The 24,704-nt window shown below is 55.0% G+C and carries 13 protein-coding genes; 9 read left to right on the forward strand and 4 right to left on the reverse strand.

The window, feature by feature from the left end:
- Positions 1–130: 130 nt before the first annotated feature.
- The 8 genes from VN12_RS15205 (at position 131) to VN12_RS15240 (ending at position 13,927) form a co-directional block, all read left to right on the forward strand.
- The gene (locus VN12_RS15205) at positions 131–2,560 is read left to right on the forward strand and encodes a DUF1592 domain-containing protein (protein ID WP_168164441.1); all 2,430 of its coding nucleotides are present in this window, start codon (positions 131–133) and stop codon (positions 2,558–2,560) included.
- Complete coding sequence (locus tag VN12_RS15210; protein ID WP_146677629.1) at positions 2,550–3,920, forward strand: DUF1552 domain-containing protein; 1,371 nt, start codon at positions 2,550–2,552, stop codon at positions 3,918–3,920. Before VN12_RS15205 ends, VN12_RS15210 begins: the two co-directional genes overlap by 11 nt.
- Positions 3,921–4,074: 154 nt before the next feature.
- Complete coding sequence (locus tag VN12_RS15215) at positions 4,075–5,502, forward strand: M28 family peptidase (RefSeq protein WP_146677630.1); 1,428 nt, start codon at positions 4,075–4,077, stop codon at positions 5,500–5,502.
- 105 nt (positions 5,503–5,607) lie between these two features.
- Complete coding sequence (locus VN12_RS15220) at positions 5,608–8,967, forward strand: DUF6797 domain-containing protein (protein ID WP_146677631.1); 3,360 nt, start codon at positions 5,608–5,610, stop codon at positions 8,965–8,967.
- 87 nt (positions 8,968–9,054) lie between these two features.
- Positions 9,055–10,080 (forward strand): class I SAM-dependent methyltransferase, encoded by a 1,026-nt coding sequence (locus tag VN12_RS15225; RefSeq protein WP_240491162.1) that lies wholly within the window; start codon positions 9,055–9,057, stop codon positions 10,078–10,080.
- A gap of 99 nt (positions 10,081–10,179) precedes the next feature.
- Positions 10,180–10,875, forward strand: coding sequence for a hypothetical protein (locus VN12_RS15230; protein WP_146677632.1), 696 nt, complete (start codon positions 10,180–10,182; stop codon positions 10,873–10,875).
- 9 nt (positions 10,876–10,884) lie between these two features.
- On the forward strand, positions 10,885–12,876 hold the full coding sequence (locus VN12_RS15235; RefSeq protein ID WP_146677633.1) for a flotillin family protein: 1,992 nt from the start codon (positions 10,885–10,887) through the stop codon (positions 12,874–12,876).
- Positions 12,877–13,516: 640 nt separating this feature from the next.
- The gene (locus VN12_RS15240) at positions 13,517–13,927 is read left to right on the forward strand and encodes a hypothetical protein (protein WP_146677634.1); all 411 of its coding nucleotides are present in this window, start codon (positions 13,517–13,519) and stop codon (positions 13,925–13,927) included.
- Positions 13,928–14,009: 82 nt separating this feature from the next.
- Here VN12_RS15240 and VN12_RS15245 read toward each other — a convergent pair whose 3' ends face one another.
- From VN12_RS15245 to VN12_RS15255, 3 genes are all read right to left on the reverse strand, one after another.
- Positions 14,010–15,998: a vWA domain-containing protein gene (locus VN12_RS15245; protein ID WP_146677635.1), complete on the reverse strand. Its 1,989-nt coding sequence runs from the start codon at positions 15,996–15,998 to the stop codon at positions 14,010–14,012.
- The gene (locus VN12_RS15250) at positions 15,995–16,891 is read right to left on the reverse strand and encodes a DUF58 domain-containing protein (protein ID WP_146677636.1); all 897 of its coding nucleotides are present in this window, start codon (positions 16,889–16,891) and stop codon (positions 15,995–15,997) included. Before VN12_RS15250 ends, VN12_RS15245 begins: the two co-directional genes overlap by 4 nt.
- Positions 16,892–16,978: 87 nt before the next feature.
- Positions 16,979–19,489, reverse strand: coding sequence for an FtsX-like permease family protein (locus VN12_RS15255; RefSeq protein ID WP_168164442.1), 2,511 nt, complete (start codon positions 19,487–19,489; stop codon positions 16,979–16,981).
- Between the two features lie 151 nt (positions 19,490–19,640).
- Between VN12_RS15255 and VN12_RS15260 the strand changes: the two genes are divergently transcribed.
- Entirely contained in the window at positions 19,641–21,125 is a 1,485-nt protein-coding gene (locus tag VN12_RS15260) for a sulfatase (protein WP_146677638.1), read from the forward strand.
- A 317-nt stretch (positions 21,126–21,442) separates the two neighbouring features.
- On the opposite strand, the gene VN12_RS15265 is transcribed toward VN12_RS15260, so the two are convergent.
- A complete protein-coding gene (locus VN12_RS15265) occupies positions 21,443–24,631 on the reverse strand; it encodes a PSD1 and planctomycete cytochrome C domain-containing protein (protein ID WP_146677639.1) in 3,189 nt (1,062 codons plus the stop codon).
- Positions 24,632–24,704: the final 73 nt, after the last annotated feature.

The raw sequence follows: 24,704 nt of genomic DNA on the forward strand, positions 1-24,704 counted from the left end.
AATCCAGCTTGGGACAGACGGGTCCTCTGGATATACTATGGGTGGATCCTCCCGCCTCCCCAATCGCTGTTGCGCGATAGCGCGACCGTGTCCCGCCTTACCTACCGAACCAAATCAGCTGGAATTGGCTATGCCTCTTTTTGATCTCCGGAACGTTCCGCACCGCTGGCTTTGCAGTGCGGTCGTTCTTCTCTCTCCGATCTCCTTCTTTGCCAACCACCTGGCCTGTGCGCAGGATGCTGCGCCCACTCCAGCGGTTGCCGAAGAAGATTTGGACACCCGTCTCAATCGCGAGTTCAGCGACGAGATTCGCAAGCTCCTCGTTGCCCATTGCGGCGATTGCCATATGGGGGACGCCAACGAAGCCGGCGTGAACTTCGAAGACTACACATCGATCAGCAAGATCCGAGAGCACGCGAGCACTTGGGAGCAAGTCCGAGGGGTTGTCAGGGCTGACGCCATGCCACCACCCGAAGACTCGGAAATGAAGCCAGAGGATCGCAAGAAACTAGTTGATTGGATTCAAAGAGCTCTCCACGAGACCGATTGCAACTGCGAGATCAAAACCCCACCGGTCACGCTCCGACGACTGAACCAAGTGGAATACGACAACACGGTTCGGGATTTGCTCCAGCTCGATGTGCTCCCATCGAAGGACATAGGTTTTGTGTCCGACGACGTGGGGAATGGCTTTGACAATCAAGGGGAGGTGCTCACGCTTCCACCGATCGTCATGGAAAAGTACATGCAGTCTGCCGCGTACTTGGCCAAGAAGACGATTGAGACCGACCGGGAGAAGCTCCGCAATCAACGTTTCGACGGCGTTCAGCTTACCTATTCGCAAGACCATCGCGTACCGATGCACTTGGCAGCTGGCCGTTACAACCTCAGTATTCGCATGCGATTTGGGGACAATCTGCCCGACAAGTGCTTTGTCCTCTTGTACATCAACGGCGAAAAGCATCGCGAATGGGATGTCTCCACGCGAGGGCAGAACTTCGATGTCGATTTCGAGGCACTCGAAGGGAACAACGAAGTGCTGATCGCTTACGAGAGCGATGAAGATCCATCCAAAAAAGGGGACGGTGCAAGGCGACTGATCGTCGACTCCTTCCGAACTCGGGGTCCATTTCAAGGCGAGCCCGCGTTCCCTAAGCGACACCAAGATATCGTGATTGCGTATCCCGAACAAAAAGATTCGCCCGAGGGAGCCGAGATCGGATTTCGCGAAGCTTCGCGTCGCGTCTTTGCAGGGTTCTTGAAGCGAGCGTATCGGCGTCCACCTTCCACCGGGGATGTCGAGGCGATTGTGCGAGTCTGTGAGGCGGCCAAGGAGGCGGGCTTCACGTATCTCGAATCGATTCAATACGGAGTGCAGGCCGCGTTGGTGTCCCCGAACTTTCTCTTCCGACACGAACCTCCTGTCGATGGTGTCGCGACCATCGATGACTACGCGTTGGCCACACGGCTTTCGTATTTCCTGTGGTCCACGATGCCAGACGCGGAACTCATGGAGCTCGCGGATGCAGGCAAGCTGCGCGATCCCGATGTCATAAAGGGCCAAGTCAAACGGATGCTCGAGAGCGATCGATCCGACGCGTTGGTCAAGGGATTCTTTGCTCAATGGCTCGGTATGCGGAACTTGCCCAAGATCGACATCGATAAGACCAAGTACCCGGGTTGGAACGACCGGCTCCGCGCATCGATGATGCGGGAAACGGAGCTCTTTTGCCAGTACTTGCTACGCGACGGGAAGATCGACGACATCACCTCGGCCGACTTCACGTTTGTCAATCCGCGGTTGGCAGAGTTCTACGGAGTGTCTTATGGGGACCAAGACCCCGCGAAAATGTTCCGAGGACGAGCAGGACGGGGGGGCGATTCGCGTCGCCAGGGTCTCTATGACAAAGAGGACGAATGGATCCGAGTCCAACTTCCGGAACAGCGACTCGGATTGCTTACCCAAGCCGCAGTTCTTTCGCTGACGTCCAATCCGGCCCGGACCTCCCCTGTCAAACGAGGGAAGTGGGTTTTGGAAAGCATTTTGGGGGATCCACCTCCATCGGCTCCCCCGAACGTCCCAACCTTGGAGGAGGGAAAACACGAGCAAGGGGCGACTCTCCGAGAACGTTTAGAAATTCACCGCAGCAATCCAAGCTGTGCAGGCTGCCACAAAATCTTGGACCCGATCGGCTTAGGCTTGGAGAATTTCGATGCAATTGGTCGATGGAGAGAGAAGGAAGACAACCAGCCAATCGACGCCAAGGGGGAGCTGACCGACGGCAGCACCTTTGAAACCCCTAGACAACTGGTTAGTATTTTGAATAAGAAGCAGGACCAAATCTTGCTTAACTTGGCCCAACGGATGATGACTTATTCGCTTGGCCGGGGATTGCAACGTGAAGATCGTTGTGCAATCGACCGCGTCATGGCGTATACTGAGACGAATAACCGCACAGTTCGGTCCCTTGTTGAGGCGATCGTGTTGAGCGGATCCTTCCAACAAACCCCCACCTTAAATCCCTCTCCCAACTTAGGAGCTTCTTCGGATGTCCAATAACGAATTCTCTGTCCGTTTAGATCGATCCGGGAAATGCACTTCCATCAGTCGCCGCACTTTGTTGCGCGCGATGGGGGTCAGCATGGCGTTGCCCTCTTTGGGATTGATGCGACCCTCTAACGTGGTTGCCAGCGAAGCTGCGAAGGCCCCGGTGCGATTGGCGTGGATCTTTTTCCCCAACGGGACCAATGCAGATCGATGGCTGCCGAAAGGGGCAGGTAAGGATTGGGAACTTTCCCCGAGCTTGGCTCCTCTGGCCGGCAACCGCGGTGACTTCAACGTCCTCAAGGGGCTTGCTCAAGTCAACGCGCAATCTCTCGGAGACGGACCGGGCGATCACGCTCGCAGCGCTGCAGCTTTCTTGACCGGAGCGCATCCGTTCAAGACCGACGGATCGAAGATCAAGGTAGGACGTTCGGTCGACCAAATCGCAGCCGACGTCTATGGTCGAGCCACGCGATTGGCTTCCATCGAACTCGGCACGGAAGAGGGACGCGATGCTGGCGGTTGTGATTCCGGCTATTCCTGTGCTTACTCGAACAACATTTCGTGGCGAGGCGAGTCGCTCCCAACCGGTAAAGAGATCAGCCCTCAAAAGGCCTTTCAACGTCTCTTTGGTAACGCCGCCAATCAAGAATCCATGAGCGATCGTCAACAAAAGATGCAACGCAGCATCTTGGACTTCGTCTCCGATCAACGCCAACAGTTGGAACGCATCTCGGGCGCTGAGGATCATCGCAAGCTGGATGAGTACTTCACCAGCATCCGCGAGATCGAACAACGCATGACGCGTTTCACCATTCCCGTTCAGCTCCCCGACGGAACCTTGGAGCCCAAGTCGAAACCAGAGAACATCACCGAGCACATTCGATTGATGTACGACATGATGGTCTTGGCCTTCCAAACCGATACCACTCGCTTGGCCAGCTTCATGCTCGCAAACGAAGGTAGCAATCGAACGTTTCCTATGATCGAGGTGAAGGACGGGCACCACTCCCTCTCCCACCACGAGAACAACGAATCGAAGATTGGGGATATCGCCAAAATCGATACCTATTACTCCGAGCAGTTCTCCTATTTCCTCAACAAGATGCGAGAGACCAAGGAAGCCGACGGTTCGTCACTCCTGGATAACTCCTTCATTGTCTACGGCGGATGCATCTCGGACGGAAACCGTCACGATCACCACAATCTCCCCGTGCTGCTAGCCGGTCGCGGAGGTCGCGGTATCGAAACAGGACGATTGATCGATTTCCCCGAGTACACCCCGATGAACAATCTTTACTCGACGATGTTGGAGCATATTGGAATGAACGACATCGTGTTCGGGGATGGGAATGGAAAGATCGTTTTAAGCTAGTCAACGAGCCAATCAACTCCACCGAAATCAGACAGCCGAGGCGACCGACCGCTTCGGCTGTTTTTGTTTCTGTGCCGCCATCGACAGCGAATACAATGCGAGGGAGCTACAATCTTCCTCATTGCATCCGACGCTAGCTGCGAGATTCGAACCTATGCGCATTTGTTTTTTGTTGTTGATTGGTTTTGCATTGGCTTTTGACGCGAGCGCAACAAGTTCTGCCCAAGAGAAAGAGTCCCCGAAACGGGACCTCCCGGCCGGTGCCGAGACGATTCGCGAATCGAAAGTGGCGGGAACTATTTCCTTTTTAGCCAGCGATGAATTAGCTGGTCGCGGCACAGGTTCTCCCGAATTCGACGTCGCAGCAGCCTACGTTGCATCCCGGTTCCGATCCGCAGGCCTTCAGGGTGCTGGGGACGATGGAACGTTCTTTCATTTGACCAAACAGACGCTGAAGCAACTCCCCGGTGAAGCAACCCTTCGATCGGGAGCAGGGGAGTCGATGCCAATCCTGGGAATCTTGGGTGCGTCGGACGAGAAAGCCATGTACCGCGGCCCGCTTCAAGCCGTGGAGCTTGCCAACGTGAGCGAACTCAAGGATTTGCCACCATTCGTCACGGGGGAATTTGAGCCTACCGGCAAAGGGGCACGCGCGATGGCCCAATTGAGTCGACTCGCACAGTCGTTGGAGTCTGCAGGCGCAAAGGGATTGATTCTTCGGACCGACGGAGCGAGCGAATGGACAACGCTGGCCAAAGAGCTGCAAGGCAAAGCTCGCATGGAAGCGAGGGTTCCGATTCGCATCCCCATTTTGCTGATCGATCAACAAACGAAGGTCCCTGATCAGATCGATATGGTGGTGCCACCGGCTCGCCTAGTGGAGCAAGCGATGCGAAACGTGATCGCCGTGATCCCCGGCAGCGATCCGACTCTTTCCAAGGAGGCGGTACTCTTTTCGGCGCACCTGGACCATCTCGGCGAGGGGGCCCCGAATGTTTCGGGCGATGACCAGCAAGACGTCATCTATAACGGTGCCGACGACGACGCCTCGGGAGTGACCGCCGTCCTCACCTTGGCAGATGCATTCGCTGCGATGCCGGCGCCACCCAAACGATCATTGCTTTTCATGACTTTCTGGGGAGAGGAGTCCGGGTTGCTCGGTTCCAAGGCTTATGTGGATCGTCCCACATGGCCACTCGGGTCGATCATTGCCAACGTCAATATCGAGATGATCGGCCGTCCCGAAGATGGGGCCCGAGGCAAGATTTGGGTAACAGGTTGGAACGAATCCGACCTGGGCCCTCTAATGCGTGAATCGGCAAACCGATGGGGTGTCGAGATTTTTGAACACCCCAAGTTCAGTGCCATGCTTTATCGTTCCAGCGACAACTGGTCCTTTGCTCAGCGAGGGGTCATTGCTCACAGTTTTTCTGCTGGCTCGCTGCATGCGGACTATCACCAGGTTGACGACGAGTGGGATAGGCTCGAGATTCCCCACATGACACGCGTTATCCAAGGCTTGTTCGTCGGCTCCCTCCCTTTGGTCGACGGATCTCTCACTCCGAAAACTGCCAAGCCGTAGCGAACACCCGCCGATCTATCAGGTAGGATTCAGACGGGGGGCTATATTGCCCCCGTCGCATCCTAGCCCTCTGTCCACTCCTCCCATTCTTTCGATGTGACGGCCATGGTAATCCGAGTCGCCTTATTGACGTCCTTATTTTTATGGTTGGTCGCGAGCTCGGTCTCTGGCGAGACGGTTCGCAAGGCACAGTCGCTGGAAGCATTGCTAAAAAGTGCACCGAAGCCATGGTTGATCGACGAGATTCTTACGAGAGGGGATGCGAGGCGAGGCGCCATCCTCTTCCATACCTCCGCGGCTGCTTGCGTCCGCTGTCATGCGATTGACAAAGGACAAGCTCCCGTTGGGCCAAGACTTTCGGAGATTCGAAGCCAAGACTCGCGTCTCGTTTCCGATCGCTCCTACTTGCTCACAGCCCTGCTTGAACCCTCTCGCGATATTCGCCCCGAATTTCGAGTCAACACGATTCGAACAGACGAGGATTCGATCTTCTCTGGGCTCGTTGTCAAAGAGACTGCCGACTCCGTTCAACTCCGCGCTTCCAACGATCTGAATCAACTGCATTCGATCCCTAAATCGCAAATCGAATCCCGTGTCGAGTCGAAGGCTTCCTTGATGCCTGATGGATTGATCGGGACGTTGCGCGATCAAGGAGAGTTCTACGATCTCGCCGCCTACGTTTTCGCAGTAGCCGAAGGTGGTCCCGATACGGAGCAGGAACTCATGCCGCTTCCTGATCAAATTGCCGTACAAGAAGATTGGCTCGATCTCAACCACAAGGGGATCCTCACGAAGCTCGCGAAGAAAGACTTTGAGGCGGGGCAAGCGATCTACCAGGGCTACTGCATCGACTGCCACGGGAAGGACGGAAACACACCAAATCTCCCTACCGCCCGCGCGTTTGGAAAGCAGCCACTGAAGTTCGGTAATGATCCCTACCGCATGTTTTTGACACTTACCAAGGGGAACGGATTGATGGGGAGCATGCGTCATTTGACTCCCTACCAGAGATACCAAGTCATTCATTACATTCGCGAAGCCTTCATGAAGCCTTCGAATCCGGACTACACACCCCTGGACGCGACTTACTTGGATTCGTTACCGACCGGCTCCGAGTTGGGAGATGAGATTCCCGTGATCTCGCGCGACTACGGTGCCGCCCTTGGTTCACAATTTCAGCGGAATCATCCTAGCGCGCTGACCACTTCGACAGGTTCGTGGACCCTATCCTACGATTTACACTCGATGGACATTGCTGGCGTGTGGCGAAATGCCTTTCTCGATCTTTCCGAGACTCAGCATCAGAAAGGCCGAGGGGAAGGAGTCGCAGAACCGGGGGCGTCACCTGTGGAAACGATGATGGGCTGGAAATGGGGACACAACGGGACTCTGGATTACGACCGAAACCATTTGCCTCCACGCGGACCGATGCCCCGAGAATGGCTCGTCTATCGAGGCTACTATCGCCACGGTCGAGAGATCATGTTGAGCTACGAAATCGACCGGCGTCCGGTCTTAGAGAAGTTGATTTCGGTGAAAGAGGATTCCAATAGGACGCTCGATGGGAACGCTCTTCGAAGACGCATGCGCATTGCACCAGGCAGGGAGCTTGTTCTATCCGTGGCCAAATGGTCGGGTGCAACGACTGGTTCATCACCTGTCGAGAAAAGAACGATCCATCGCGATGGTCGTGTCTACTCGATGGCTCAAGTAAGACATCGCAGTGATCCATCAAATCCAGAACGCGATGCGGAATCGCCTTGGGTTACCGTGGTGGTCGACTCCGATTCGGTTCGACTGGACATCGACCGGGAGGGACGTGTGGTATGGACCATTCCGGAGTCGGAGAGTCCGTTGGAGTGCGAGATTCTTTTGAGCCCGACCCAACCGGCCGGTCTGGATCCTGCGCAAGTCGGCAAGGCAGAGACGGTTTCGAATTCCGACGCATTGGGTGATCGGCTCGCCCGAATCTTGACGGGATGGAAGGATTCCGATTTCGAAGATTGGAAACAGGGGAGTGCTTTGTGGCCAGAACGCCTCCAGACGGTCGGATGGCTGGGACTGGAGCAAGAGGGTTATGCACTCGATACGATATCCATCCCGAAATCGAATCCTTGGAATGCATGGTTGCGAACAGCAGCGATCGACTTTTTTTCCGATGGCCGCATGGTGGTGTCGACGTATGGTGGAGATGTCTGGTTGGTGTCAGGTATCGATGCGACGCTCAAACAGATTGAGTGGAAGCGATTCGCATCAGGTCTTTATGAACCTCTTGGGATCAAGATTGTCAACGAAGTTCCTTATGTGACCTGCAAGGATCGGGTGGTCCGGCTGCACGACACCAACGGAGATGACGAAGCAGATTTCTACGAGAACTTCTTTGATGACCCCGACGTTTCGACCCATTTCCACGCCTTTAATTTCGATTTGCAGATCGATCGTGAGGGTTGGCTGGTGTATGCGAAAGGGGGACACGGTGCCGACTACTCCATTCCTGGCGCAATCCTTCGCATTTCGCCCGATGGTACACGGAAAGAGGAGTTCGCTACCGGATTCAGAGTTCCCAACGGGATGGGGGTCTTACCCGATGGCCGGCTGACTTGTAGCGACAATCAAGGCCAGTGGATGCCAGCTTCCAAAATCAATCTCTTGCGACGGGGCGGTTACTACGGCTGGGTCCCAACGTACGGGCAGAAGGGGAAATGGTCGACGGATGGAGGAAAGATCGATTTGTCCCAAGTCGTCCCTCCCGAGGATTTCGATCGTCCCTTGGTATGGATTCCCCATGAGTTCGACAACTCGTCTGGCGGACAACTTTGGGCCGGAGACTCCCGATGGGGGCCTCTGTCGGGTCATTTGCTCCATACAAGCTTCGGGAAAGGTTGGATGTATTACGTCCTGACCCAGCAGGTGGGGGATAGGACGCAAGGGGCGATTATCAAACTCCCCTTCGATTTCCAGACTGGAATTATGCGGGCTCGCACCCATCCGCGGGATGGACAGGTCTACGCAGTCGGCCTGCAGGGTTGGAATGGGAGCGGGCGAATCGGATTGCGAGACGAAGGGATCCAACGGCTCCGCTATACGGGTCGCGATTGGAAAATGGTTTCAGACGCCAAGGTCAAGCGAGGGGAGATCGTCCTCCAATGCAATTTCCCGATCGCCGCCGATTCGATCCTGAGGGAGGGAGCGGTGACCGTTGAGGCTTGGAATTACAGATGGAGTTCCGCCTACGGCTCCGATCAGTATTCCCCGACAACCGGAAAGCCGGGTGTGGATTCACTCGCCTTGAAGCGGATTGCCTTGGACAAGGAAGGAACTGTTTTGCGGATCGAGGCCCCCCAATTACGCCCTGTCGACCAGCTTCATGTGACGCTGCGAGTGAAAGCTCAGGATGGGACGTCGTTTGAGGAGGAGGTGTATTGGACGATTCATGCTATTCCGGAAGAACTTCCAAAAGATTGAATTCAATCCATAAAAAAGTGCATTCTCCGCGCCCTAACGCGGATCTTGCCAAGCCGAAACATATCAACACCAACCCACACGAAGAAGATGTACCAAGACATTTCCATTCCAGACCCATCGATTGTGCTTGATCATCTAGAAGCCTTTCGCAGGTCGAAGACCATGTTCGCCGCCGTCGATCTCGGCGTCTTCGACGCCTTGGCGGATCAATCCATCGGCAGCGAATCGCTTGCAGCTCAGTTAAGTTGTCATGAACCCTCCTTAAGGATGCTTTTGGAGAGTTGCGTAGGATTGGGCTTGCTCCAGCGAACGGAAAGTGGATTTCGGAACACCGACGTATCGCGAGCGTATTTATGTTCGGACAGCCCACGGCGAATGACGGGATACATTCAATACTCCAATCACGTGATGTGGAAAATGTGGGGGCATCTCGAAGATGCCGTTCGCGAGGGGACACACCGTTGGAAACAAACATTCGGATTCGATGGCCCCATCTTCTCTCATTTCTTCCGAACGCCGGAAGCGATGGAAGAGTTCTTGATGGGAATGCATGGATTCGGAATGATCACTTCGCCCAGGGTGGTCGAGCTATTTGACTTGAGTCCGTATCGAGTCCTTTGCGACTTGGGCGGGGCGACGGGGCATTTAGCCATCGCTGCATGCGAGCGTTATCCTTCGATGTCCGCAAAAGTCTTTGATCTCCCGCACGCATTGGATCTCGCGCGGCGGATGACACGGGAGGCGGGATTGGACGCACGGATCGAAATCGTCGGAGGCGACTTCTTTGTGGACCCTTTACCCCACGCCGACTTGTACGCATTGGGGCGAATCGTTCACGACTGGGATGAGCCGAAGATCCGCGTCTTGCTCCAAAAAATCTACGAGGCCCTTCCGGTAGGGGGCGCACTTCTGATCGGCGAGAAGGTGCTTTGGGAGAATCGCTCCGGGCCTCGGTGGGCTCAAATGCAGAGCCTCAACATGCTGGTGTGCACGGAGGGAAAGGAACGATCCGGCGCGGAATACGCTCAACTTCTCCGCGACGTAGGGTTTTCGAAGATTGCCGTTGCGAGAACCCAAGTCCCCTTGGACGCCGTTCTCGCGGTCAAAGGATAATTCTTGACTGGGGCGCGACGCCCACCGCCAAACTATTCCGCTGGCGACGCGGAATGCGGGACAATCACAAAGACGGCATTTTCCCAGTGGGGGACATCGATGGTCGAACTCTACCAAGCAGCCATATCGGGACCGGTGCTCCCCGCGACCATTCTCCTTGTCCTGCTCCTACTTTGGAGTATCAGCACAATCGTTCTGGGAGTGGGTAGCGACCTCACGCTAGGAGACTGGTTCCCAGGAGAGCCCTCGTTAGGTCCTGATACCGACGGAACATGGCAAACGGTCCAACACACCGTGGGAGACGCGCTCGGGGGTGTGGTGCTCACCCCGGCGAAATGGCTGAATTTGAAGGATTTGCCCATCGTGGTCTGGGGGGGCGTATTTACACTGGTTTGGTGGTCCGTATCGATCACCAATTGGTTTTGTTGCGACCCCTATTTTTTCGGAGAAGACCCGGGTTTCGGTTGGAGCGCAGTGATCCTTATTAGGAATATCGCCATCGCATTGCTCGTCACCAAACTGATCACCCAACCGATGAAAAATTGGTTCATCAACCATGAATTGAAGGCGGTCGATCTCGTTGGTCAAGAAGTCATTATCGCTTCGTACGACGCATCGCCGACGCATGGGCAAGCCAAATACAAGACCGACAGCGCCCCGCTGTTGCTCAATGTGAAAACCGATGGACCGATTCTCCCTAAAGGGACCAGGGCATGGATTGCGCATTACGATCCTAAAACCCGTATCTATATCGTTTCCGCTACGACAACGACCACTTCGATTACTTCTCACTAAGTGCCCACTATGTATGCAGCTCTTGTTATTGTTGTCTGTGCTCTTGTCTTCCTCTTCGCTCTTGGGATCGTTGCGAGCCGATTCTATGTGAAGGTAGGTCCCGATGAAGCTATTGTGAAGACCGGAATGGGAGGGATGGTGGTCGTCATCGATGGAGGCCGTTTGATTTGGCCCGTCGTCCACCGCTACGAGAAGATGGATCTCACCCTCAAGAGCTTTGAAATCTCTCGCGAGGGATCCGAGGGCCTCATATGCAAAGACAATATCCGAGCGGATATCAAAACCGTATTTTTTATCCGCGTCGACAAGACGCAGGATGAAATCAAAGAAGTGGCTCAGTCCATCGGATGCAAGCGAGCATCGCAATTGGAGACATTGCGAGAATTGTTTGACGCTAAATTCTCCGAAGCACTCAAGACCGTCGGGAAGCAATTTGAATTTGTCGAACTCTATGACAAGCGGGACAAGTTCAAAGGAGAAATCCTCAAAGTCATCGGCACAGACTTAAACGGGTATCGACTCGACGACTGCGCGATTGACTATCTCGAGCAGACCCGACTCGAACTCCTCAATCCCAATAACATCCTCGATGCCGAGGGGATTAAGAAGATCACCGAACTGACCTCGGCGGAGAAGATCAAAGAGAACCACTTCACACGAGAACGAGAAAAGACCCTCAAGAAGCAGGACGTCGAAGCTCAAGAAGCGATCTTGGAATTGGAACGCCAACGCATCGAAGCGACAGAACGACAAACCCGCGAAGTTGCCGAAATACATGCTCGCGAGACCGCTAGCGCTGCGAAAGTCCAAGAGGAGAATCGACTCGAATCGGAAAAGGCTCGCATCGCTGCAGATGAAGAAATTGGGGTCGCGACCCAGAACAAAGATCGACAGATTCTGGTCGCACAACGTAACAAAGAACGAACCGACGGAGTCGAACTGGAACGGATTCAGCGAGACCGAAACCTGGAAGCGATCGAACGCGAACGGGTTGTGGGGCTTGCCAGCGTAGAAAAAGAAAAGGCGCTGGAACTGGAACGTCGCAACATCCAAGAGGTGATCCGCGAACGAGTCATGGTCGAGCGCTCTGTCGTCGAAGAACAGCAAAGAATGAAAGATACCGAAGCCTTCGCGACGGCAGAACGTACCAAGAAGGTCGAAATCACCGCGGCAGAAATGGCCGCCGAACAATCGCTCGTTAAGCAAATTAAAGCCGCCGAAGCGGAACTCAAAGCATCCGAGAGCAGGACCGCGCAGATGCGCCTCGTCGCACAAGCCGAACGGGATCAAGCGGAGAAGAAAGCCGAAGCAGTCCGACTCTTGGCGGAAGCATCCCGCACCGAATACTCTGCTGAAGGTATGGCTGAGGCAGAGGTCATGCAGGCTAAGGCAAACGCGTTGCAGGAACAAGGACTGGCCGAAGCCCGTGTGCTTAAAGAAAAGTTCTCCGCAGAAGCTCTCGGTATCACCGAGAAGGCCAATGCGATGAAAGAACTCGACTCCGTCGGCAAACAACACGAAGAGTTCAAGCTTCGACTGGAAAAGGACAAGCAGATCGAAATCGCTGCGATCCAAGCCCAGCAATCCATTTCCTCGAGCCAAGCGGCTGTGCTCGGCGAAGCGTTGAAGGCGGCCAAGATCGATATCGTGGGTGGAGACGGGGAGTTCTTCCAACAAATCACCGCTGCCGTCCAGGCAGGGAAGTCGATCGACCGCTTTGTTCAGAACTCCAGCGTCGCTAACGATATCAAAAACACGTTCTTCTCGGGAAACCCTGAACAGTTTAAAAACGCACTTGGAAATCTCCTGGATCAACTCCACCTGGATTCCACCAGCATTCGCGATCTCAGCGTAGCCGCCTTGATCGGAAAGCTCATGGCAGGCGACCTTGTGGGTGCGACTCCGAGCGATACCGCGCTGGGCACGATGAGCAACTTGCTCAGTATGGCCACGCAGCTGCAGCTTGGAAACAAACCGGTGAAAGAGGTTTTGGCGAAGTAGTCGCATCCGATCAGGATGTTCAATGCCTCGACCTTTCATAACGGTCGATCGTGGTTTCGAGCTTTGCCGATATCGTCAATCACATTTCCCGTGCTCGACGGGTGTCCTTCGATTATCCACTATGGACCTCGAAAACGGATGCAGTGGGACTCGATCCGAGTGAACGGCATCCGGAAATTGGATTCGAAGATTTTCCTTTTCTGCTGGACTACCCGTAAGGGTAGCTGGGCCGTAAGGGTAGCTGGGACAACGCAAGGAAAAGATTCGGGAATCGACTGCGTTAAGAATGGATCGGATTTCGTCGAAAGCTCAATCCGTCTCAGCTGCCCCATGTCGTCCCCCGGTCGGAGGGATAGAAACCTTCGCCGATGTGGCGAATAAGGGAATGTGTTGCCGGTCGATTATCGACCATCTCTCGCTGCCGCTGACCAAGCATTGATCTTTCAGCAGTCACCAGCCCCTGTGCACAGCGTTTGAATTGCATGAACAACATGCAATTCTATTTCCTCTCCGTCTTCGGCACGGGGCTTGCGTTTCATGTCATTCAGAGCCAAACGACAGGACCCTGTGGTCGATCGTATGGCGAAGCGAAAGTAGACAATCAACGCAAAGCAAAACCCTTTTCTAGACGAGGATTACGATGAGAAAGCACATTTGGTCGCTGCCTGTAGCCGGTTCTTTGGCGGTTCTAGCGTTCACAGGCTGCGAACCCATGAATACCAGCACCACGGCTGACCCCGTTCGTGTCGAAGCCAACAACAAGGCGGACGATGTCCGATCCGCCTCGCAATCGGCCGCCGATGCAACACGCGAAAACGCCAATGCGACAGCGGATTCCGTTCGTCAAAACGCTGGCAAGACGTGGACCGGCGCAGCACAAGATCCCAACGCTGAGAAGCGAGCCGACGCGATTGAAAAAGCCGGCGAAAAGAGAGCAGACGAACTGGAACGCGTCGGTGAAAACCGCGCGGACTTGATCGAAGCCAAGGGTGAGAAGAAGGCGGATCAAATCGAAAAAGTCGAGGCCGCTAAGCCGAGCATCCCTGACTAACCGGTACGCCAACATCAACACACCCCCGATTAGGGTAGAGGGTCTTACGATCCCCTACCCTATTTTTGTTTGCTTAATGCTTCTAGGCGAAGATGCGTCGGTTGAAGACCAACCACTCCGTCATGAGCAAGACCAACCCCACGACCAAGAGCCAACGCCAAATCTCTTGGCGAGCTTGGATGACGGACTCGGTCGCCGCAATTTTGTTGCCCCCAATTTCAATCCCCTCCGTCACTTCCAACTTGCTCTCTTGGGGTGAGAACAAGTTTACGCAAAAGGTCTCCATCGGCTCCTTTTCATCCCCCGCATAAACGCGGTAGGAACCGAGTTCGTCGGTGCGAGTGAATGTTAATCGAGACTCCGAATTGCGTTCTAATGGATAACTCGTACCCTTGGGTGATTCGACTCGATACGCATCGAAGCGATTTGAAAGAGTTAACCCGATCGCTTGCCCCGGTAGCACCGTCGGCGCTGTCGCCTCCGTAATGCCGCCACCCAAGTGCTCGATGACGGAGTACACAAACACAGGAAAGCTTCGCTTTCGCCCCCAGTCGGTGTTGATTTCCAAGCCCCGTTCCGAACTCTCCACCAGCGAGAACCCCATCACGGCATCTTGGAAAGGTCCTCGGGGGGCGACAGCAAAAACAGGTCCGTTATTGCTGGTCATCAGAACAGTCCCTCCCTCCGGTGGCGTCACAGTATGACCTTCAAATATCGTCACCGATGCCATTTCTAAATACTGCGTGATCGGATTCTGCCGATTGACATCCAATATAAAAAGGGGCCCATCATCAGGTCCCACTCCCCATCCGGGCGCCGCGGCATCCGTAGACGCGGGAGGCTGCATCCCGAGAAACAGAGTATTGGCATTCGGCATCTTCTTCGGTGCGCATTGGTCGAACAGAATCAAATCGTAGGATGCCGCCAATTCGGCTTCGCTGGTCTCCAGTTTCGCAAGGAAGTCTACCGGTTCCACTTGAACGGTCGCGATGCGCTGACACCGCTCCGTCTGGAGGGCCGCTTCCAACGCCGAATTCCCTGGAGTCAGAACGAGCACCGAGATACGGCGGCTCGGTCGGATGGCGGCGTAGGCCACATTGTCAATCATTAGTGGATCTTCGTAGTCGAGCGTGAGCTTCAAGTCACCTTGGTCCAATTGCTGCAAATCGAACAGCAAGGCAGTTTCTTTGCCCGGTTCGATTGAGATTTCGTTTGCATCCGCTAATTCTCCATTGAGTTCGAGAGAGGCGGTGCACCGGACCGCTTCGTCCCCAAAGTTGGTGATTCGAGCAAAGGCTTCCATGGCGTTTTGCTTCTCGTCGTTGCGTTGCACAGCGAATGTAACAATGGCGACATTGGGTGTCCCCGCCTCACCGATAGGAACGTATTCCACCTGGAGTTGCCCCAAATCGGCTTCTTCCAATCCGCTAAATGCGCCATCGCTCATCACGAAAACCTTCGCAGGGATTGCATCGGCAACTTGAACATCCCCGACTTCATCGAAACTCGATCTGCCGGGGTTCGCGAGTCCTGCCGCAGCTCGCAGCGCTTCGCTGATATCGGTCGTCCTTTGCGTCGGTTCGATCGATTGGACCGCGGCGAGCAGTTTGCTTTTGTCTTTAGTAAAACCTTGACGAACATCCGCACGATCCGAGAAAGCAATCACCATCCCAACATCATCGCTGCCTGTCTGAGAGATTAAATTCCGCACTTGTTCTTTCGCCTTTTCCAGGCGACTGGATCCCTCTTCGACCGTCTGCATACTGGCCGATTGATCGATAATATAGATGCGACGGTCCCCTATCGCGTCGGTCCCCTGCCATCCTGGGCGTAAACAAGCGAGAATCGCCAACAGCAAGAACAACAGTTGCAGCCATAACAAAATGTTGTTCCGAAGTCTCTGCCATATACTATTAACATGTAGGTCCTCAAGAGCCCTCCTCCACAACAAAGTGCTCGGGACCTCGATGGGGCGGCGGCGGAGCTTTAAGAAGTACAGGCTAAGGACCGCTGGTGGTATAGCGGCCATTAACAACCACCATGGCCAAGTGAGCGTGTTGATCCAGTTCATCGAACAAGCCCCCTGGCTCTCAAATACTCATTGACTAGCTGATCGGCGGCTCGATCGCTTCTGGCCGGAACATAGGTGATCGACAGACGATTGCAGAATGTCTTGGCTTGATCGACGAACGCGTTCAAGGTTTGTTGGTATCGCTGAAGGATGGGGGTCGATATCGACAGCTCGCGCACATCGCCATCCTCGCAATCGACGAGCTTCAAGTCTCCCACCAGTTTCGGTTCCAGTTCTTCAGGGCTGAGAATATGGACCATAAAGACATCCATCCCGCGTGCTACCAACATTCGAAGGGCTGACTCGTAACCGGCCTTGCTCATGAGATCCGATATCACAACCGCGATCCCTTTGCCGGAATTCCGCAAACAAAAACGCTTGATGGCGTCCTGCATTTCCACTCCACCTGATCCGCACTCGATGGCTTCCAATGCCCCCATCAGTCGATGCGAGTTCGATTTCCCGCGGAGAACAACAGGTGTTCCAGCCGATGCGAACCCCGAGACCGAAACTCGATCGCCTCTGCAAAGTCCGATGTAACCTAGACTCGCGGCGATCTGTTTCCCCACATGCAACTTGCTAGGATCCCCAAAACCCATCGAAAGTGAATCGTCGAGGATTGCATAGAAGTGCAAATCCTCCTCTTCCAAAAAGAGCTTGAGATAGAGCCTATCCAAGCGAGCGTAAAGATTCCAATCGATGAACCGGAGGTCATCCCCCGAGGAGTAGTTCCTGAAATCGGCGAACTCGACACTTTGCCCTTTCCGCTTGCTCCGCCGTTCCCCCTTCATTCTCCCGCGAAAGATCTTACGACTGACCAACTCCATCCGCTCCAATTTGCTCATCAATTCGGGCGTGAGCAGCGGTGCGCTGGTGCGTGAAGCGGAGTCCATAGGGCTGACCGTAAGAAGTTTTTGTGAAGGAAGATGGTTCGGAGGATCGCTCCGCACCGCCAGTATACCAGAGTCGCAATGGATGGATTATTCGTAGCCCAATGCAGTCTTCAGGTGGATTCTGGCTGCTCGCTCCGCCGGGATCAAGGACGCTGCTACCGCCATGATCATGGCTAACGCAATACTCGACAGGAAGAACCAAGGTCGCAACACCAACTCCACATCGTGGCCCGTCGCCGTGTAGGTGGAAAGATTGATCAGATAGGCAATGACTCCGCCCATCAAGGCTCCAGGAACGAAACCAACAATCCCGAGAAGCAACGCCTGCGAGACAATCATCCGACGAACCTGGGCCCGCGTCATCGCAACGACTCGCAACAACCCAATCTCCCGCGTTTGCTCGATGATGTTCATGGAAAGGGTGTTCACAAGCCCGAACGATGCGATCGCCGAGCCCAATGCCAACAATCCCCAAAGCCCCGCATTCACCCCTCGCGACATCGAACGAATCATCTCCACCAAGTCCGCATTGGACTGAAACAAAAGCCCCTCCGCCTCGCACAAGGCTTGAACACGCGACTCCACCTCGCTCGCGCGATCAGGCATGGCATCGACGATGTAGGCATCCTGCCCCTCGACTTGAAACGCAACTTCGGCAGCACCTCGGTCCATATAAACCGTGAGCCCACCCGCGATGTAATCGTTCACCACACCCGCAATGCGATACTCCCGAACGCCAGAAAGGGTTTCCATCGGCAGAACATCGCCGCGATGAATCTTTAATCGCTCGCTGAGAACGCTTCCAATCGCCACTTCTCCGTTCGCTAGCCCAGCACCGATCTCTTCGGTCTTTCCATCGACAACATCGAAATAGACCGCGTCGGCCTCCTGATACTTTCGAATCACGACAATCACCGAATTCTCACCCGACCTGGCGCTAACGAAACGAAGGGGCGTGACTTTCTCCACGCCCTCCATCGCTCGGAGCTCTTCACCCACCGCATCCGACAGATCTGCGGACCGCCCCGTCGACATATCCGGCATGGTCGCTCGCACAAAGAAGTCCCCCACGAGCGCCCGAGAACACCAGACATCGACATCCCGAATGTTGTCCATGATGGTCAACCCCAGTCCGATTCCGGTGCTGATTGCGATGAACAGCACACTCGCGGTCATCGCGGTCCGACTGCGGTGCCTCAACAGCTGACGATGGGCGAGCCCCGACTCCACCCCTAGCAATGGCCGGATCAACCGTTGCACGCATCGAGAAGTTGGCTCCACGATCAATGGCAATAAAAATACGATGCCCACCAAAATCGATACCGACGCTGCGATCGTCCATTTCATCGAAAGCAACTCGAGAAAACAGCCCAGGTGCAACCCCCCGCCCAAAGCGACCAACAGTCCCCCAAGGGCAGGCCATCGCCAACTCGACCCCCGCATCTCCGATGCGATCACCACTTGCATGGCTTCAGCCGGGGATAGCATTCCCGCCCGCCGCGCCGGAAGAAAAGCGCCCGCCCAGGAAATACCCAAACCAAATACAACGGCGAGAGCGAATGGCCACCAATGCACCTGCGGATCTGGCATGCCGGTCTGCAACACCTGGGAAGTCGCTCGTACGAGGAAAAAAGCTCCGACAACACCGACCAACGAACCTACCACCGTACCGATCGCCCCCAGCATCAATGCCTCGCGCATCACGAAGCCTTCGATTTGCTTCCTCGTCGCTCCGATCGCTCGCAGAATGCCGAGTTGCCGACGACGCTCTCCGACGACCATTTGAAACGTATTAAAAATCGTGAACACAGCAATCATCAGTGCGAATGCGGTCGCTAATGTCAGCCCCAGTTCCGCCGCACGAATGGTCTGATCCGCCATCTGATTGTCTTGTGCCGGAGCTTTGACCCCGATTCCTACAGGGAGAATCTCCGCAATCGATTCACGAACTCGATCGCGATCACCCTCTTGGTCCCTCAACACTTCGATGCGATCGAGCTTCTGTCGGATCCGAAACTGCGATTGCACTGTGCGCAAAGGACCATAAAGAACACCCCCTTGAGATAGACTGCTCGCTCCTTGATGCCGCAGTAACGCTGCCACCTTCCAAGCTTGCAAGCCCGATCGAGTAAGCAACTTGACCTCCGAACCCAACTCCATCCCCATCGACTTGGCGAATCGCTCATCCAACGCCAACGCGGAACCACTGGATGGCATCTCTCCAACGACCACTTCGTAGTCTCGGACCAACTGATCGACTTCGGAATCGACCCCCAAGATCTGCGTTTTAGCTCGCTTGTCCCCTACGTATAACAACGTGGAACGCTGCACCGTAGGAACCGCGACCCGAACCCCAGATACTTGGGCGACCGATGGAAGAAGGTCCGCATCGAAACTCGCTCCCCCCTCCGCGGTGATGATAAAATCCGTCTTACCTACCAATGCCGCGAACATCGACGATTGCGCCATGCGAACGGTGGAGGATGTCAAAGCGACGGAAATCACGGCGGCCGTCCCTAACGCAACACTGAGTACGGTCAGACCGGTACGAACCGCCCGATGCTGGATCTCACGAAGCGTCATACGCCAAAACGACATCGATTTCTCCTGTTCAAACCTCAACGCGTGGAAGCCGTCCTTCCGCCCCAACCTTCCTCCCTGCATTGTACTCGAAACCAGCCAAACCCACCCTCCCGATTGCGTTATCTTATACGGGTCGCCCACTTCCCCTCTCCAAGATTCTCCCGCCATGAAATGCTTGCTTGCCTGCGCGGTCTTGATCGCCATAGGATTCGCGAAACTTTCGTTCCCTTCCGCGGTTCATGCTTTTGCCCCTCCCAATGTGGTCTTGATCGTCGCGGATGATATGGGCTACGCCGATCTGGGCGTTCAAGGCGCCAAGGGGTTCGAAACCCCTGCTCTGGATAAGCTAGCCAAGGAAGGAACTCGATTTACGGACTTTTATGTCGCCCAAGCAGTCTGCACGGCATCGCGGACGGCACTGATGACGGGCTGCTACCCAAATCGGCTCGGTATGCACGGTGCATACAACCATACCAGTCGCGATGGGATCGCCGCCGAAGAATGGCTGCTGCCAGAGATGTTGCGTGATCGAGGATACGCGACTGCAGGTATGGGGAAATGGCATCTTGGAACTCGCTTGAAATTCCATCCATTCCGCCATGGCTTCGACGAATGGTTCGGCATTCCCTACTCGAACGACAACACGAAATATCATCCGACACTCGCTGCGGAAATGCCTCCTCTGCCTCTGTATGATGGTGAAGAGATCGTCGAACTCGATCCCGATCAATCTCTCTTTACAAAGCGATTCACCGAACGTGCGATCGAATTCATCGAACGGAACAAGACTCGCCCGTTCTTCCTTTACCTACCGCATGTGATGCCTCATGTTCCCATCTTTGCCTCCGAACAATTTCGAGGGAAAAGCCAGTTGGGACTTTATGGCGATGTGATGGAAGAATTGGATTGGTCGGTCGGCGAGATCCTCGGAACGCTTGATCGATTGGACTTGGACGAGAACACACTCGTCATTTTCATCTCGGACAACGGACCTTTTCTCTCTTATGGTGAGCACGCAGGTTCTGCGGCGCCACATCGGGAGGGGAAGCTGACGACGTTCGAAGGTGGCGTGCGTGTTCCTTGCCTGATGCGATGGAAGGGAACGATCCCAGCCCAACGCGTCTGCGCGGAACCTTTTATGGGGATCGACTTGCTACCGACCTTGACGGAGATCGTGGGTGGAAAGCCCGCTCAGCTACCGATCGACGGTCGATCCGCCAAAGGACTGATCCTTGCTGAACCCGATGTGCAGGCACCCCATGAAGCTCTCTACTTCTATTCGGGTACTGCATTGCAAGCGATCCGGAGCGGCCGCTGGAAATTGCACTTCGCACACCCATATATCACGCCAGCAGGAGAGCCGGGGCGGGCGGGAAAGCCATCGAATTTCGGGAAGCTCGCCCCTGCTTCCATTGTGCAGTCGGGTGTCGAAGGAATCGCAACACGGCATGGATATCGAATCGAACATCTCGAGCTCTCCCTCTATGACCTTAGCAAGGATCCAGGAGAACAGCAAAACGTCGCTTCGGCGCATCCTGATGTTGTGAAGAGGTTGTCCGAGTATGCACGCGCAGCAAAACAAGAGCTTGGAGATTCTCTCACGCAGTCCAAGGGGACGGGACTCCGCCCGCCCGGGCTAGACAGCCCCTAGTGCGATGGCCTTGGATTAATGAATGTGCGTGTCAGAAGCCTCATGTTACTGGAGGTCGAGGAAGGCGGATTCTCGCAAAAGCGCAATGCCCGCAAAGGAAGTAGGACAAGCTAGTTTGGAAAGTAATCGTTGGCCTGAGATGCATGGAATGCTTCAACCACGGACGACGCGGAATACACGGAAAAGGCACAAGGAATGGAGTGGCCTTCCTTCGGTGTGTTCGGTGTGTTCCGTGGTTCATTGATCCTCGAACACAAAAGTGAATTCGTGGTCGCTGCTCCAGTTCACGCGGACGTCAAAACCAAAATAGCGGCGCGCTAGAAGCAGAAGAGAAGTTCTTTGGAATTGAGAAGAACATGGGCGAAGTCCTTCCACGCTTCGCGGCGCTGCGACGCAGATGGAGCAATCTCCGCGGAGGCTTGATCGGACCTCCCACCCGCATCCTCGATGAACGCAAGCGAACGGGTCACTTCGCCATCGCTTGGCTCTCGCCCTCGCGCATCCCGCAACATCTCGACAACGCGTTGGCGGTCGCTCAAATCCTTTTTTAGCATGCGATCGGCCCATCGCTCCGCCAACGCATGGATCATCGGATCGTTGAGCATCGTGAGGGCCTGCGCGGGAACATTGGACACATTGCGACGCCCCATCGAACTAAATGGAGTGGGCATGTCAAACGCCGTCAACATGGGATTGAGGAAGTTACGTCGAACCTCCAAGTAAAGACTCCGTCGCCCTCGACCATCCATAGGGCCGCTTTGATTAGGTCGCCCCCGGCCTGTTAAGAAATCGTTGAGGTGCACGCGTACCGTCCCCCCTTCCAGTTGGTTATCAAGTTGCCCCGACACCAAAAACAATCCATCCCGAACGGCTTCACCCTGTAGTTTCTTGACATGCGCAAACGCTAAATACTCATTGCTGGGATCCACCGGAGAGTCATCCCCCGAAGCCGTTCGCTGACGATAGGTGTTCGAAAGGCAAATCGACCGAATCAACGACTTGAGCGACCAGTCCCGTTCTCGGAGCGAAATCGCTAATTCATCTAACAGCTCTGGGTGTGTGGGCGCTTTCCCTTGCACCCCAAAATCATCCGTCGTCGCGACGATTCCGCGCCCGATCAAATGATGCCACAACCGATTCGCGATCACCCGTGCAACGAGAGGATTCTCCGGCGCAAGCATCTGTTCGGCCAACTCCAGCCGCCCCGACCCATGAATATCGTTGCGTACCGTCTCCTTTCCTCCGAGCGCCTCTAAAAAGCGACGGGGAACTTCCTCTGCCGGTTTGTCGGGATTGCCGCGAATGAGAAGGAAATCGTTCTGGCCTGATCCATCCTGCATGGCCATCGCTACTCGCGATTCCCAAGGGGCTTTTTTGGCCAAAGCATCTTCGGCTTCGCTCCACGATTCGACCGCCCGCTGCCACTCCTCTCGAAATGCCGCGGCGGTGGAATCCGATTGCGTCTCACTCCATCGATCCAACAACTCCGCAATAACCCACGCGTCCAGCTTCCGTTCATCCTCGGACTGATTCCCAATCGACGCATCGCTTCCCTTTTGAAGCCTCACGAAGGATTCTTCGATACGATCGGCATCCCACGCTGGCCGAGCCCCCTCCGGGACCGGCCCACTGACAACTTGCGCCAGCTCGAATCCATCGGAACCAATGGCCGAAAACTCCAGGTGCACTCGTTTGTTCCGATAACGGCTTAGGTTGGGACCGAGTACCCATCTCCAACCCGATTCTTTCTCAGCCTTGGATTCAAAAACGGTTTCACCATGCAGCGGGCCAGCGATCAACCGGTGGGAGTCGACAGCCGTGAATACCCGGAAACTCCCTCGCACCCAAAAGGCGAGGCGATCTGATTCCAGCAGAAACGATGGGGTAAGGAACGTCCCCCCTGCTTGGTCCACTTGAGCATATCGATTTTGAGTATTCATTCGATCCAGTACCAATTTTTGTCTCAACCAAAAGGGGTCGAAGGCGATCGATGGAAACGAAGAGGCCCGCACTCGATTGGGAGTCTGGGGATGGAGGCGAAGGGAATACCAGCCTGCCGGCTGAACGTGTAGCCCAAACGCTGGTCCATTGGTTCGGAACGATTCGGGCGGCAGTGTAGCTGCGTCAAATCGAACTCGAGGGTCATGAGATGGAAGCGGCGACGGTCCCTGCTTGGATGAAACCATCGATTGAACCAATTCGCCTCGTTTGGACTCGTCGAGTGTCGGAATCCATTGATTTAAAATCGATTCGATGCGACCACGATATTGGTTTCGTGTGTGCTCTAGTTCCTTTTGAATTTTCTTTTCCGCCTCATCCGTTTCGAACCGAACGAGCCGGTAATGGCTACTCCGCAGATAACCGTACATCGCGTAGTAGTCTTCGTTGCTAATGGCATCGAATTTGTGATCATGGCATCGCGCGCATGCGACGGTCATGCCCAAAAAAGACTTGGAAAAAACGTCCACCATGTTGTCGAACCGGTCCGTTTCGTCTTTGCGAGTATCGACGGGAGAATGGACCCATTCTCCGAGAAACCAAAACCCGGTCGCCAAGATCGATTCGTTCCATCGCTTGGTCGGATGGCGACGTGGATGCTCCTGCAGGTCACCTGCGACGTGTTCGCGGACCAGATCAGAATAGGGAAGGTCTGCATTCCAAGCGCGCACGAGATAATCGCGGTAGTGCTCGGCTCCCGGGATATCTTCGTCGAACTCGTGACCTCGGGACTGCGCGTACCGGACCAAGTCCATCCAGTGCCGTGCAAAGCGAACGCCGAACTGCGGATTCGCGAGAAGGGCGTCTAGCATCTGCTCATACCAATCCTCGCTCGGCTCCTCTCCCCAACGCGCCAACTCCTGATCCGTCGGAGGGATGCCCAACAAGTCCCAATGCAATCGGCGGATAAGTATCTCTCGACTTGCCGGCCCGACAGGTGCCAAGTCTTTCGAGCGGAGTCCTTCGTGGATCCATACATCGATAGGCGATTGTGGTCCCCAGGCCTTCACCATTTCAGGTAGTGGCCGGGAAACGATTGGGCTCCATGCCCAGTGCGAATCCTTCCGAGACGCCAAATCAAATGTCGCAATCTCTTTCTTTGATTGCGGGATCGGCTCTTCTGGCCAAGGAGCACCAGCCAACACCCATTTGGTCAAGTCGTCGATCTCAGCAGCCGGAAGCTTGCCGGACGGTGGCATCTCGTATCCTTCGTAACGGATCGCCTGCAGAAAGAGACTTTCCGATGGATTCTCCCCATCCACCGCGGCCCCCGAATCCCCTCCGGATGGGTAGAAGGACCCATGGTCCAACCGCAGACTTCCCTCCAATCGCCGCGCATCTCCACTATGGCATTCGTAACAACGCTCGACCAAGATCGGACGGATGCGTTTCTCGAAGAATTCGTCTTCTAGCGGCGGTTGAGCCAATCCCTTCTGCCCGATCCAAAGAATGGGAAGAAGGATTACCATGCAAAGGGAAGAAGTTGTGGGAAGCAGTCGAAATGACATGCTTGGCTTTCCTGAGGGTGAAGCGGGGCAGGATGGTGGGGGGGGTGGGCGCACGTATTTCTATCTCATCGGG

This window comes from Pirellula sp. SH-Sr6A, from assembly GCF_001610875.1.
Classification (GTDB): domain Bacteria; phylum Planctomycetota; class Planctomycetia; order Pirellulales; family Pirellulaceae; genus JBKCUI01.